This window comes from Cupriavidus sp. 30B13, from assembly GCF_049059565.2.
In the GTDB taxonomy this organism is placed as follows: domain Bacteria; phylum Pseudomonadota; class Gammaproteobacteria; order Burkholderiales; family Burkholderiaceae; genus Cupriavidus.
In genome coordinates this window covers 2424429-2437299 of sequence record NZ_CP188223.1, presented here as the reverse complement: position 1 = coordinate 2437299, position 12871 = coordinate 2424429, and the positions used below count along the sequence as shown (strand labels likewise).

The following is a 12871-nucleotide window of genomic DNA, read 5'->3' as shown; positions in this document are numbered from 1 at the left end:
GCAGCGCGGCCTTGAAATGTCGTCGCAAAGCCCTATCTTTCGACAAGACATCCAGTGTCCGGAACGCACCGGGACAGGTAGGCACGGGTACGCCTGGCCGCACCTCCCGCCTCGGGACACTCATTCAAGATAGAGAGAGGGATCCTTAATGCGACTCGACAAACTGACTACCCGATTCCAGGAAGCGCTGGCCGATGCCCAGAGCCTGGCCATCGGCAACGACAACCAATACATCGACCCGCTGCACGTGCTGCGCGCCTTGCTGTCGCAGAACGACGGCGCCGCGCGCGGGCTGCTGGCGCGCGCCGGCGTCAACGTGGGCGGCCTGACCGGCGCGCTCGACGCGGCCATCAAGCGCCTGCCGCAGATCCAGGGCAACAGCGAAGTCCAGGTCGGACGCGAGCTGAACGCGCTGTTCAACGCCACCGAGAAGGAAGCGATCAAGCGCGGCGACCAGTTCATCGCCAGCGAGCTGTTCCTGCTCGCCGTGGCGGACGACAAGGGCGAAGCCGGCCGCATCGCGCGCGAGCACGGCCTGTCGCGCAAATCGCTCGAATCCGCCATCGAAGCCGTGCGCGGCGGCGACGCGGTCAACAGCGCCGACGCCGAGACCCAGCGCGAAGCGCTCAAGAAGTACACCGTGGACCTTACCGAGCGCGCCCGCATCGGCAAGCTCGACCCGGTCATCGGCCGCGACGACGAGATCCGCCGCGCCATCCAGATCCTGCAGCGCCGCACCAAGAACAATCCCGTGCTGATCGGCGAGCCGGGCGTGGGCAAGACCGCCATCGTGGAGGGCCTGGCCCAGCGCATCGTCAACGGCGAGGTGCCCGAGAGCCTGAAGAACAAGCGCGTGCTGGTGCTCGACATGGCCGGCCTGCTGGCCGGCGCCAAGTACCGCGGCGAATTCGAGGAGCGCCTCAAGGCCGTGCTGTCGGACATTGCCAAGGACGAGGGCCAGACCATCGTCTTCATCGACGAGATCCACACCATGGTGGGCGCCGGCAAGGCCGAAGGCGCCATCGACGCCGGCAACATGCTCAAGCCCGCGCTGGCGCGCGGCGAACTGCACTGCATCGGCGCCACCACGCTCGACGAATACCGCAAGTACATCGAGAAGGACGCCGCGCTGGAGCGCCGCTTCCAGAAGGTGCTGGTGGACGAGCCGAGCGTGGAGGCCACCATCGCCATCCTGCGCGGCCTGCAGGAGAAGTACGAGCTGCACCACGGCGTGGAGATCACCGACCCGGCCATCGTCGCCGCGGCGGAGCTGTCGCACCGCTATATCACCGACCGCTTCCTGCCCGACAAGGCCATCGACCTGATCGACGAGGCCGGCGCGCGCATCAAGATGGAGATCGACTCCAAGCCCGAGGTGATGGACAAGCTCGAGCGCCGCACCATCCAGCTCAAGATCGAGCGCGAGGCCGTCAAGCGCGAGACCGACGAGGCCTCGAAGAAGCGGCTCGAGCTGATCGAGCAGGAGATCGCGCGCCTGGAGAAGGAGTACGCCGACCTCGAGGAAATCTGGAAGGCCGAGAAGGGTGCCGCCCAGGGCGCGGCCGCGCTCAAGGAAGAGATCGACAAGATCCGCCTGGAGATCACGCGCCTGCAGCGCGAAGGCAAGCTCGACAAGGTGGCCGAGCTGCAGTACGGCAAGCTGCCCGAGCTCGAGGGCAAGCTCAAGGCCGCCACGGTGGCCGAGGCCAGCGAGCAGAAGCAGCCCAACAAGCTGCTGCGCACGCAGGTGGGCGCCGAGGAAATCGCCGAAGTGGTCAGCCGCGCGACCGGCATCCCGGTCTCGCGCATGATGCAGGGCGAGCGCGAGAAGCTGATCAAGATGGAGGACTACCTGCACCGCCGCGTGGTGGGGCAGGACGAGGCCGTGCGCCTGGTGTCCGACGCGATCCGCCGCTCGCGCGCCGGGCTGGCCGACGAGAACAAGCCCTATGGCTCGTTCCTGTTCCTCGGCCCCACCGGGGTGGGCAAGACCGAGCTGTGCAAGGCGCTGGCCGAGTTCCTGTTCGATTCGCAGGACCACCTGATCCGCATCGACATGAGCGAGTTCATGGAGAAGCACAGCGTGAGCCGGCTGATCGGCGCGCCGCCCGGATACGTGGGCTACGAGGAAGGCGGCTACCTGACCGAGGCGGTGCGCCGCAAGCCGTACAGCGTGGTGCTGCTCGATGAAGTCGAGAAGGCCCACCCGGACGTCTTCAACGTGCTGCTGCAGGTGCTCGACGACGGCCGCCTGACCGACGGCCAGGGCCGCACGGTGGACTTCAAGAACACCGTGATCGTGATGACCTCGAACCTCGGTTCGCAGATCATCCAGGCCATGTCCGGCGAGCCGCACGAAGCGGTGAAGGGTGCTGTGTGGCAGGAAGTGAAGACGCATTTCCGCCCCGAGTTCCTCAACCGGATCGACGAGGTGGTGGTGTTCCACGCGCTCGACCAGAAGCATATCGAGTCGATCGCCCGCATCCAGCTCGAACGGCTGCAGGCACGGCTGGCACGCATGGACATGACGCTCGAAGTCAGCGAGGCGGCGCTCGCCAAGATCGCCAGCGCGGGCTACGACCCGGTGTTCGGGGCGCGTCCGCTCAAGCGCGCGATCCAGCAGCAGATCGAGAATCCGGTGGCGCGCGCGATCCTGGAAGGCAAGTTCGCCGCCAAGGACGTGGTGCCGGTGGACTACCGCGACGGCGAGCTGGTCATCGGCGAGGCCCGGCCGGAATAAGCCGGATCGAGGAGCCGGATCGAGGCCCGGGCGCGGCAGCACCGCGCCACCAAAGCAAAACCGCCCCCGAAGTTTCGGGGGCGGTTTTTTTGTAATAAGAACTAACGATTTTGCGGGCGGCGCCACGGCGACCGCTGTCGCGCCGGCGCAACGTCAATGCCGGCGGCGCGGGCGTCTGCGGTCAGCGGTGATAGCCGTGCGGATGGTGATACGCGTACCAGTCGCGGCGTGCCCACCAGCGGCGGCCATCCCAGTAGCGGTCGCCATGCCAGCCGATCACCACCGCGGGCGCCACCACCACGGGCGCCGGGCCGTACACCGGCGGCGCGGCGTAGACGGGCGGCGGCGCATAGACAGGAGCGGGCGGCGCGGCGTAGACCGGTGCCGGCGCCACCACCACCGGCGCGGGCACGCCGATGTTCACGCCAACGTCCACGCGCGCCAGCGCGGGTTGCGAAACGGCCCAGGCCAGGGCCCCGATGCTCAGGGCGTAGTAGAAACCTTGCTTCATGTTCTTGTCCTCGTCATGCAATGCCATGACGGTACTCTAGCGCTGCCGCGGCCCGGCGGGGGGATAGAACTGTAACGGTATTTCACGAGGTATTTCAGCGTGTCATGCCCGCGCCCGCCGCGGCCGGACCTGCCCGTTCGCGCCCTGGCATTCCCGCCGCGATTCGCGCCCGGCCGTTCACGCCGCGCGCTCGTTGCGCAGCCGGTACAGCGGCACCAGCTCCTTGACGCAGGCGTTGGCGGCGCGCCGGCCTTCGGCGTCCAGCGTCCGCGAAACGGCCTCCTTCATCCGGCGCAGCCCGCCGCTTTCCATGAATTCCCGCAGGGCGCGATTCTCCATGTGGCGGTTGAACTCGAGCGTGTCGGCCACGGTAATCCCGGCGTCGCGCAGTTCCGTGCCGGCCAGCGCGGCCTGCCTGGTCTTCTGGCCGACCGGCGAATCGAGCAGGCGGGCCAGGCGGATCGCCAGGTCGGCATCCCCGATCTGCGCGCTGAGCGCGGGCCTGACCGCCGTCTCGATCGCCTGCACGGAGAGCTTCGCGCGCGAGCATTCGATGTAGCGCGCCTTCGGCATCGGGCCGATCTTTGCCGGCAGCCTGGCGAAGGCCTTGTCCAGGCCGGCGTCGAGCAGCGCGCCGAGGTCGAACGAGCGCACCAGCGCGGTGATCGCTTCGTCGTAGCTGGGGGGAAACAGCTGGGGCGGCATGGCCGCGCGCTGCTCGACGACCAGCGCGGGCTGTTCCGCCTGCGGCCGGCGCGACGCGCTGGCTGGCATGCTTGCCGCCGCGCCGGCCTGCACGCCGGGCTGCGGGGCCGGCTGCATGGCCGGCTGCGAGCCGGCGGGCGCGGCCGCCTCTTCGGCGCGGGCGGTGCCGGCAAGCGCGGCGGCCAGGGCGGCCGCGCAGAGGAAACTGACCCGGTGGTTCATGATCCCGTCGGCCCGCGCTGGAGTGTCCCGCGATTATGCCGGGTTTGCGGCGCCCGCGCTTTCGCCGGGGCGCGGTGTCAGCGCGCCGCCGCGCCGGGCTGTGTTGCCGGTTCCGCCGGTTCCGCGAGTTCCGCGAGTTCCGCGAGTTCCGCCAGGATCTCGGCGGTATGCTCGCCCAGCGCCGGCGCGGCGCGCAACCGGCCGCCCCGGCGCAGCGGCGGCGACACGCCGAGATAGCGCTGGCCGCCGTGGCCCTCGTATTCCTGCACAATGCCCGCCGGCGAGCGCCGCAGGTCTTCGAGCAGCGCCGCCATGTCGGCCACCGGCGCGACCGGGATGTCCGCGCGCGCCAGCGCGTCGAGCCACGCGGCGGTATCGCGCTGACGGATCTGCTCCTCGATGAACGCGTAGACGAAGTCCACCGACTCGGTGCGGGCCGCCACCGTGCGGAAGCGCGCGTCGCCGTCCCACAGGTCGGCGCGGCCCACCAGGGCCAGGAACGCCCGCCAGTGGGCGTCGGTATAGATCATGGTGCTGAGCCAGCCGTCGCGCGTGCGGTAGGGCTTGCGGTAGCGCGACACCAGGCGCGGGTTGGCCGGCTCGCCGCGCGGCGGGGCGAAGGTGGCGCCGGCCAGGTGGTCCAGCAGCACGAAGCCCGCCATGGTTTCGTACATCGGCAGTTCGACATGCTGCCCCTGGCCGGTGCGCGCGCGCTCGAGCAAGGCAGCCAGCACGGCCTGCGCGGCAAACAGCCCCATGGTCTTGTCGGCGAGGTTCAGCGGCACGTACTGCGGCTCGCCGCCGCCGGCCTGCGCGCTCAGGTGCGGCAGGCCCACCATGGCCTGGATCAGGTCGTCGTAGGCCGGCTGCCCGGCATGCGGGCCGTCCTGCGCGAAGCCGGACAGGAACAGGTACACCAGGCGCGGATTGCGCTGGCGCACCGCCTCCCAGCCGAGCCCGAGCTTGTCCAGCGCCTTGTGCCGGACGTTGGTCACGAACACGTCGGCGCCGGCCACGGCGCGGTACATGGCGTCGCGCCCGGCGGCCGTCTTCAGGTCCAGGCACAGGCTGCGCTTGCCCCGGTTCAGGTTGAGGAAGACCGGGCCCATGCCGGCCTCGCCGCACGGTCCCATGCGGCGCATGATGTCGCCCTCGGGCGGTTCGACCTTGATCACGTCGGCGCCGTATTCCGCCAGCATCTGGGTCGCGTAGGGCCCCATGATGACGCTGGTCAGGTCCAGCACCCGCACGCCTTGCAGTGGTGACATCGACATCGTGTGCGCTCCCGCCGCCTGTTCCTATTGCTGCTCGATATGGGCGGTCTGCACCACCGCGCGCCACTTGCCGATCTCGCTGGCCACGTAGGCCTGGAAATCGGCCAGCCCCATGGTGGCCGCGGTGGTGCCTTGCTGCTGCAGCGTGGCGCGGAAGCCGGGCTCGTTCATCGATGCCACCGCCAGCCGGTTCAACTGCGCGAGCCGCCCGGGCGGGGTGCCGGCCGGCGCGTAGAAGCCGATCCAGATCTCGGTGTCGTAGCCGGGCACGCCTTGCTCGGCCAGCGTGGGCACGCCGGGCAGGGCGGCGTTGCGGGTCGCGGTGGTGACGCCGATGGCGCGCAGCTTGCCGCTTTCCACGAACCGGGTGGCGGTCAGCGCGTCGATGAACGAGGCATTGATCTGCCCGCCGAGCAGGTCGTTGACGGCCAGCGCGGTGCCTTTGTAGGGCACGTGCACGAACGGCGCGCCGGTCCTGGCCGCCAGCAGCTCGCCGGACAGGTGCGTGATGCCGCCCGGGCCGGACGAGCCATAGGTCACGCCGCCGGAGCGCTGCGCGTAGGCGATCAGTTCCCTGAGGTTGGTGGCCGGCACGGCGGGATTCACCGCCAGCACGGTAGGCGTGCTGACCAGCTTGGCGATCGGGGCGAAATCCTTCTCGGTGTCGTAGGGCAGGCTCTTCGCCACCGCCGGGTTGACCACGTGGGCGGTGGTGGTGACCAGCAGGGTATAGCCGTCCGGGCTGGACTTGGCGACGATGTCGGCACCGATGATGCCGCCGGCGCCCGGCTTGTTGTCCACCACCACCGGCTGCTTCAGCTCGGCCTGCATGGTGCGCGACAGTTGCCGCGCCAGCACGTCGGTGAGCCCGCCGGCGGCGAACGGCACCACCAGCCGGATCGGCTGCGTGGGCCAGGGCGCGGCCTGGCCGGCGCCGGCGAGCGCCGCCACGGCCAGGCCGGCGGCGAGCTTCAGGAGCCGCCGCTTCGCCGTCTTCGTGGCTTGCGTTGTTCTTGTCGTCATGGGTGTTGTCTCCTCCTTCCGTGTTCTTGTCTCCCGAATGCCCGGCCTCAGGCGCGCTTGCGTGCGCGCAGGAAATGCTCCATGTATTCCTTCGGCTCGCTGGTGTCGTAGGCCGACACCAGCCCGGCGATGCCGACCGAGATGGCCTCCTGCAGCGGCATCCGTTCCCACTGGCGGATCAGGTCTTTCTGGATCCGCATCGCCACCGGCGCGCCGCCCAGCAGTTCCTGCCGCCAGGCCTCGACGCGCTGCTCCAGCCCGCCTTCGGGCGCCACGTCCGTCACCAGCCCCCAGTCGCAGGCATGCTGCGCGCCGATCATGCGCCCGCTGATCAGCAGGTCGCGCGTGCGGCCCCAGCCGATCAGGCCGGGCAGCATGGCCGCGTGGATCACCGACGGCACGCCGAGCTTGACCTCGGGCATGCCGAAGCGGGCGTCGTGGCTGGCGATCTTGATGTCGCACATGGCGGCCACTTCCATGCCGGCACCGAGGCAATAGCCGGACATCACCGACATGGTGGGGAAGGGCAGGTCGCGGATCTGCTCGCACAGCGCGAACACGCCGCGGATATAGGTGTCGATGTCGCGCTTGCCCGCGTCCTTGAGGAACTTGATGTCCGCGCCGCCGAGGAAGGCCGCGGGGCCGCCGCGCAGCACCAGCAGGCGGATGGCGGGATCGTGCGCGAGTTCGCGCAGGGCCTCGGTGTAGATGCCGGCCGCCTCGCCGGTCAGCAGGTTGAGGCGGCCGTTGTCGAGCGTCACGGTGACCACGCCGCCGGCGCCGGCGTCGATGAGGCAGCGGGGCGTGGTAGCAGGGGCGGAAGGGGCGGAAGGGGTGGCGGAAGGATCGGCAGAGGGGTGGGCAAAAGCGGGCGTGGCGGCCATGCGGGCGTCTCCATGAATGGGTTTGCCCCGATCTTATGGGCGCCCGATCCATGGAACAATGGAATTATTCGCATGGTCCGAGTCCAGACAGGAATGAATATCACGCTGCGCCAGCTTCAGGTTTTTCTCACGCTGTTCGAGTCGCGCAGCTTCACCGCCACGGCGGCGCAGATGCACGTGACCCAGTCCGCGGTCAGCAAGATGGTGGCCGAGCTGGAGGCGCAGCTCGGCTTCGCGCTGTTCGACCGCACCAGCCGCCGGGTGGAGCCCAACGATGCCGCGCGCGAGTTCCGCGGCTACGCCGAGGACATCATGGCCAGCATGCAGGCCGCCACGCGCAGCGTGGTGGAGCTGTCCAGCCTGGCGCGCGGGCAGATCAGCATCGCGGCTTCGCCGCTGATGATCTACGGGCTGCTGGCCGAGCCCATCGCGCGCTACCGGGAGCGCTACCCTGGCATCCGCTTCGAGCTGCATGAGCTGTCGACCGACGAAGCCGTGGAGAGCGTGCGCGCCGGCCGCGTGGATTTCGGCTTCGGCGCGCTCGACAGCGAAGTGCCCGGCGTGGAGGAGGAGCTGGTGTTCCGCGACCGCCTGCTGGCCGTGGTGCCGCCGGGCCATGCCCTGGCCGCCGGGAAATCCGGGAAATCCGTCAGGTGGGCCGACCTCGCGCAGTGGCAGCACATCAGCCTGCGGCGCCTCTACAGCGTGCGCCGCACGCTGGACATGGTGGTGGAGCACGAAGGCGTGACGCTGCCGAGCCAGATCGAGGCCGGCACGCTGACCGCGGCGCTGGGGCTGGCGCGCGCCGGGGCCGGCATCGTGGTATTGCCCGGCTATGCCGCCGAGATCGCGCGCGGCTGGGGCATGGCCGCGGTCGATATCGACAGCCGGCCGCGGCAGATACACCGCGTCTGCCTGATCCGGCGCAAGTCGGCGCGCCCGTCGGTGGCCGCCCGCAGCTTCCTGGCGGAACTGCTGCCGGTGCTGCGGGCGCGCGAACCGGCGGCGCGCGGCGGCGCCGGCCGCTAGGCGGGGGCCTGCTTCAGAACGTGGACCACTCCGCGCCGCCCGCCGCGGCGGCAGCGGCCGCGGCAACAGGGGCGGGGGCGCCGGCCGCGCCGCGGGGCGCGCGCGCGGTCACCGGCGGCCGCGCGGCGGCAGGGCGCGTGGCGGGGCGGGCGGCAGGCCGGGCAGCGGGACGGGCCGCGGAGAGGCCGGGAGCCGCCGGCGCGGCCTGGTCGCCGAGGCGGAACACGGCCACCGTGTCCTTCAGCCGGGCGGCCTGTTCTTCCAGCGACTGCGCGGCCGCGGCCGCTTCCTCGACCAGCGACGCATTCTGCTGGGTGACTTCGTCCATCTGGCTCACGGCCCGCGCGACCTGGTCGATGCCGCCGGTCTGCTCGACCGAGGCCGCCGAGATCTCGCCCATGATGTCGGACACGCGCTGGATGCCGCGGATGATCTCGTCCATGGTGGCGCCGGCCTGGCCGACCAGCGTGGTGCCGGCGGTGACGCGCGCCGACGACTTGTCGATCAGGTCCTTGATCTCCTTCGCCGCGCTCGACGAGCGCTGGGCCAGCGTGCGCACTTCGCCGGCCACCACCGCGAAGCCGCGGCCCTGCTCGCCGGCGCGGGCGGCTTCCACCGCGGCGTTGAGCGCCAGGATGTTGGTCTGGAAAGCAATGCCTTCGATGATGCTGATGATGTCGGCGATGCGCGCCGAGCTCTCGTTGATCTCGCTCATGGTCGACACCACGTCGCGGATCACCTCGCCGCCGTGGTTGGCCGTTTCCGAGGCGGTGGCCGCCAGCGTGGCGGCCTGGCGCGCGTTGTCCGCGTTCTGCTTCACGGTGCCGGTGAGTTCTTCCATGCTGGCGGCGGTCTGCTCCAGCGAGGCCGCCTGCTGCTCGGTGCGCGACGACAGGTCGACGTTGCCGGCGGCGATCTGCCGGGTGGCCGAGGCGATGGTCTCGCTGCCGGTGCGCACGGCCAGCACGGTCTGCGCCAGCCCGTCCTGCATGCGGGCGATGCCCGACAGCAACTGGCCCATTTCGTCCTGCGAGCGGATGTGGACGGTGCGGCTCAGGTCGCCGGCGGTGATGTGCTCGAAGTGCGCCAGCGCGGCCTCGAGCGGCTGCGCGATGGCGCGGCGCAGCGCCAGCCAGCTATAGATGGCCAGCGCCAGGCCGCCGAGCAGCGCGCCCACCGTGATGGCGCGGAAACGCGAGAAGGAGGCCTCGGCCGCCTCGTAGCTGGCCTTGGCGCGCTCCGTCTGCAGCTTGCTGAGCGCGTCGGCGCTGGACTGCAGCGCGGCGTAGAACGGCGTGTGCGCCACGCCGGTCTCGATGATCTTCTGGTGGTCCCCCGTCTTGACCGCGGCGGCGAAGGTCTGGAGCGCGCCGTACAGCGCCTTGCGCTTCTCGCTCACCTCCTGCGCCAGGCGGTCTTCCTCGGCATCGCGCGGCAGGGCCAGGTAGCGCTGCCAGGCGGCTTCGGAGTTGCTGCTGAACTGCTCGATGCGCGACAGCAGTTCCGCCGCATGGGGCGAGGCCGGATCCAGGCCGGCGCTGAACAGCGAAGTCCTCACGCGGCCCAGCCAGCTGTCGGCCTCGGCGATGGCGATGGTGCTGGGCAACTGGTTGGCGTAGGTCTCGTGGTTGGCCGCGTTGCTGCGCGTCATGCCCAGCAGGCCGAGGGCCCCGACCACGACCAGCAGGAGGGAAAGCACGAACATCGCGATGGCGAGCCGGGCCTTGATGGTGAGCTTCGATAACATTTGTTGTGATCCATGAATTGAGGAAAATCTCAATACGTATTTACGGCAGGGGGCGATGCAGGCTGAAGGCCGCGCGGATAATTCCCCGCTCAGGACCGCCTGCGCTGCCGGCAGGTGCTCTCGCCGCCTCGCCAGGCGCCACCGTTCGGGCCTATGCTCACGGTTTGTCAGGCATGAACAGCAAAGGAACGCAAATGACGTGGTCAGCCAAGCAGTACGTGAAATTCGAGAACGAGCGCACCCGCCCGGTGCGCGACCTGCTGGCCGCCGTGCCGGGGCGCGCGCCGCGCGTGGCCGTGGACATCGGCTGCGGCCCGGGCAATTCGACCGAGGTGCTGGCGGCCAGCTTCCCCGGCGCCAGCGTGACCGGCCTCGACAGCTCGGCCGACATGATCGAGGCCGCCCGCAAGCGCCTGCCCGCGCTGCAGTTCGAGGTGGCCAGCATCGAAACCTGGCAGGCGCCCGGCCCCTACGACCTCATCCTCGCCAACGCCGTGCTGCAATGGCTGCCCGACCACGGCAGCCTGCTGCCCGCGCTGGCCGCCAAGCTGGCGCCCGGCGGCAGCCTGGCCATCCAGGTGCCGGATACGCTCGACACCCCCGCGCACCGCCTGATGCGCGACGTCGCCGCCGACGGCCCGTGGGCCGCCCAGCTGGCCGCCGCGGCGCAGGCGCGCACCACGCTGGCACGCCCGGCCTGGTACTACGAACTGCTGCGCGCGCACTGCGGCACGGTCGACGTCTGGCAGACCACCTACTACCATGCGCTGGCGGGCGGCCCCGCGGCCATCGTGGAGTGGTTCAAGGGCACCGGGCTGCGTCCTTTCCTCGATCCGCTCGACGAAGCCCGGCGCGCCGCTTACCTGGAGCGCTACACGGCGGAGGTCGCGCGTGCCTACCCGGCCTTGCCCGACGGCTCCGTCCTGCTGCCGTTCCCGCGCTTCTTCATCGTGGCGACGCGCTGAGGCAGCGGCGGCGCGGGCGAAAAAGGACTAGACCCTCGCCGGGCTGCGCTATTTCCCGCATCGAAGTAACATTGCGGACATAGCGCCAGCCCCGCATCCGGAAACCGCCCCGATGAACACAAAAACAGTCAAGATTCCCGGCCCCGACCACCCGATCACGATCGCGGCCAATCCCCGGCGCGTCGTCGTGAGGATCGGCGGCGTGGTGGTGGCCGATAGCCGCGCGGCGCTGACGCTGCAAGAGGCGTCCTACCCGGCGGTGCAGTACGTGCCGCGCGCGGACGTGGACATGGCGCGCCTGCAGCGCACGGACCATGCCACTTATTGCCCGTACAAGGGCGATTGCAGCTACTACAGTATTCCCGCGGGCGGCGAGCGCGCGCTCAACGCGGTGTGGACTTACGAGCATCCGTATGCCGCCGTGGCGCAGATCGCCGGCTATCTCGCATTCGACCCGGCCAAGGTCGACAGCATCGAAGTCGCGGCGGCCTGAGCGCCGCGCCGGCCCGCCCCAGAATGACCCGCAGCAAGTGCTTGAAGGCATGATGCGCGTGGCGACAGCCCACGCACCGACGAACTGATACAACATGGATGACCATTTTCGGCACGGGGCAGGTGCGCTGCCCGTCTTGTTCCGGCTGCTTGCCAGGCTGCCGCTGCCGGTGCTGCAAGCCACCGGCCGCGTGCTGGGCAAGCTGGCCTATGCCGTCCCGGGCAGGTACCGGGAGCGCCTGCGCGCCAACGCCGCCATTGCCGGCTACGCGGACCCCGCGTTCGCCCGCCGCGCCGCCGGCGAAGCCGGGGCCATGATCATGGAGCTGCCGCGCGTGTGGTTCCGCACCCAGCAGAGCGTGGGCCAGGTGGCCACCGATGACTGGCAGGTGGTGCAGGACGCCATCGACGACGGCCGCGGCATCCTGTTCCTCACCCCGCACCTGGGCTGCTTCGAGATCACCGCCCGCTATACCGCGCAGCGCCTGCCGCTGACCGTCATGTTCCGCCCGCCGCGCAAGGACATCATGGCGCCGCTGCTGGACGCCGCGCGCGGCATGTCGGGCCTGCAGGTGGTGCCCGCCACCTCGCAGGGGGTGCGCGCCTTCGTGCGGGCGCTGCGCCAGGGCAATGCGGTCGGCCTGCTGCCGGACCAGGCGCCCAGCTTCGGCGACGGGGTATGGGTGCCGTTCTTCGGCCGCCCGGCCTACACCATGACGCTGCCGGGCAAGCTGGCCGTGCAGACCGGCGTGCCGATCATCCTGGCCGCGGGCGAGCGGCTGCCGCACGGGCGCGGCTGGCGCATGCACTACATGCGCCTGCCCGAGCCGCTGCCGGCCGACGCGCCGGCGCAGGCGGCCCTGCTGAATGCGGCCATGGAGACCTTGATCCGGCGCTTCCCGCAGCAATACCTGTGGAGCTACAACCGCTACAAGGTGCCGCCCGGCGCGCCGCCCGCGCCGGCCGAGGCGCAGCCGGGCGTGCCGGAGGCGCTGTAGGGCGGTCGATGCAACGGCTGCGATCGGCGATGCGAGAGGTGCGGCAATCGCCGCGCGCGCGGAAATTTCTGCTCCCGCCGCGCGTTTGACGTGGGTCAAGGGCCGCCGCGCGCCGGCCCGCTAAGATGGTTTCTGTCATGGAGATGCGGGGGCGCTCTTCATGACTTGTCTACCCGTTTCCAAGTACGGAAACTTAGCCCGCGCCACGCAAGTGGGGCGGGCTTTTTTCTTTGGCGGCGCCCGGCGTAAGATGCAGGGCGGCATCCGGCCGGGCGGGGAGC

At 70.3% G+C, this 12871-nt stretch carries 11 protein-coding genes; 5 read left to right on the top strand and 6 right to left on the bottom strand.

All coding sequences use genetic code 11. From position 1 onward, the window contains the following. Nucleotides 1–148: 148 nt before the first annotated feature. Complete coding sequence (gene clpB / locus ACKI2N_RS11140; RefSeq protein ID WP_420997183.1) at nucleotides 149–2740, top strand: ATP-dependent chaperone ClpB; 2592 nt, start codon at nucleotides 149–151, stop codon at nucleotides 2738–2740. Nucleotides 2741–2921: 181 nt separating this feature from the next. On the opposite strand, the gene ACKI2N_RS11135 is transcribed toward clpB, so the two are convergent. The 5 genes from ACKI2N_RS11135 to ACKI2N_RS11115 form a co-directional block, all read right to left on the bottom strand. Further along, nucleotides 2922–3251, bottom strand: coding sequence for a hypothetical protein (locus ACKI2N_RS11135; protein ID WP_420997218.1), 330 nt, complete (start codon nucleotides 3249–3251; stop codon nucleotides 2922–2924). Between the two features lie 177 nt (nucleotides 3252–3428). After that, nucleotides 3429–4178 carry a hypothetical protein gene (locus ACKI2N_RS11130; RefSeq protein ID WP_420997182.1) on the bottom strand — a complete coding sequence of 250 codons (750 nt, stop codon included), beginning with the start codon at nucleotides 4176–4178 and terminating at the stop codon, nucleotides 3429–3431. A 77-nt stretch (nucleotides 4179–4255) separates the two neighbouring features. After that, nucleotides 4256–5452: a CaiB/BaiF CoA transferase family protein gene (locus ACKI2N_RS11125; protein WP_420997181.1), complete on the bottom strand. Its 1197-nt coding sequence runs from the start codon at nucleotides 5450–5452 to the stop codon at nucleotides 4256–4258. Between the two features lie 24 nt (nucleotides 5453–5476). Then, a complete protein-coding gene (locus tag ACKI2N_RS11120; RefSeq protein ID WP_420997180.1) occupies nucleotides 5477–6475 on the bottom strand; it encodes a tripartite tricarboxylate transporter substrate binding protein in 999 nt (332 codons plus the stop codon). 47 nt (nucleotides 6476–6522) lie between these two features. Continuing rightward, on the bottom strand, nucleotides 6523–7359 hold the full coding sequence (locus tag ACKI2N_RS11115) for an enoyl-CoA hydratase-related protein (protein ID WP_420997179.1): 837 nt from the start codon (nucleotides 7357–7359) through the stop codon (nucleotides 6523–6525). A gap of 93 nt (nucleotides 7360–7452) precedes the next feature. Here ACKI2N_RS11115 and ACKI2N_RS11110 point away from each other — a divergent pair, with 93 nt between their 5' ends. Continuing rightward, on the top strand, nucleotides 7453–8388 hold the full coding sequence (locus ACKI2N_RS11110) for a LysR family transcriptional regulator (RefSeq protein WP_420997178.1): 936 nt from the start codon (nucleotides 7453–7455) through the stop codon (nucleotides 8386–8388). Between the two features lie 13 nt (nucleotides 8389–8401). Here the strand turns inward: ACKI2N_RS11110 and ACKI2N_RS11105 are convergent, their stop codons facing one another. Further along, a complete protein-coding gene (locus ACKI2N_RS11105; protein WP_420997177.1) occupies nucleotides 8402–10135 on the bottom strand; it encodes a methyl-accepting chemotaxis protein in 1734 nt (577 codons plus the stop codon). A gap of 194 nt (nucleotides 10136–10329) precedes the next feature. Here ACKI2N_RS11105 and tam point away from each other — a divergent pair, with 194 nt between their 5' ends. From tam to ACKI2N_RS11090, 3 genes are all read left to right on the top strand, one after another. Further along, nucleotides 10330–11100: a trans-aconitate 2-methyltransferase gene (gene tam / locus ACKI2N_RS11100; RefSeq protein WP_420997176.1), complete on the top strand. Its 771-nt coding sequence runs from the start codon at nucleotides 10330–10332 to the stop codon at nucleotides 11098–11100. A gap of 112 nt (nucleotides 11101–11212) precedes the next feature. Further along, entirely contained in the window at nucleotides 11213–11593 is a 381-nt protein-coding gene (locus ACKI2N_RS11095; RefSeq protein ID WP_420997175.1) for a DUF427 domain-containing protein, read from the top strand. Nucleotides 11594–11687: 94 nt separating this feature from the next. After that, nucleotides 11688–12590, top strand: a complete 903-nt coding sequence (locus tag ACKI2N_RS11090; RefSeq protein WP_420997174.1) for a lysophospholipid acyltransferase family protein — start codon at nucleotides 11688–11690, stop codon at nucleotides 12588–12590. The last annotated feature ends 281 nt before the right edge of the window (nucleotides 12591–12871 follow it).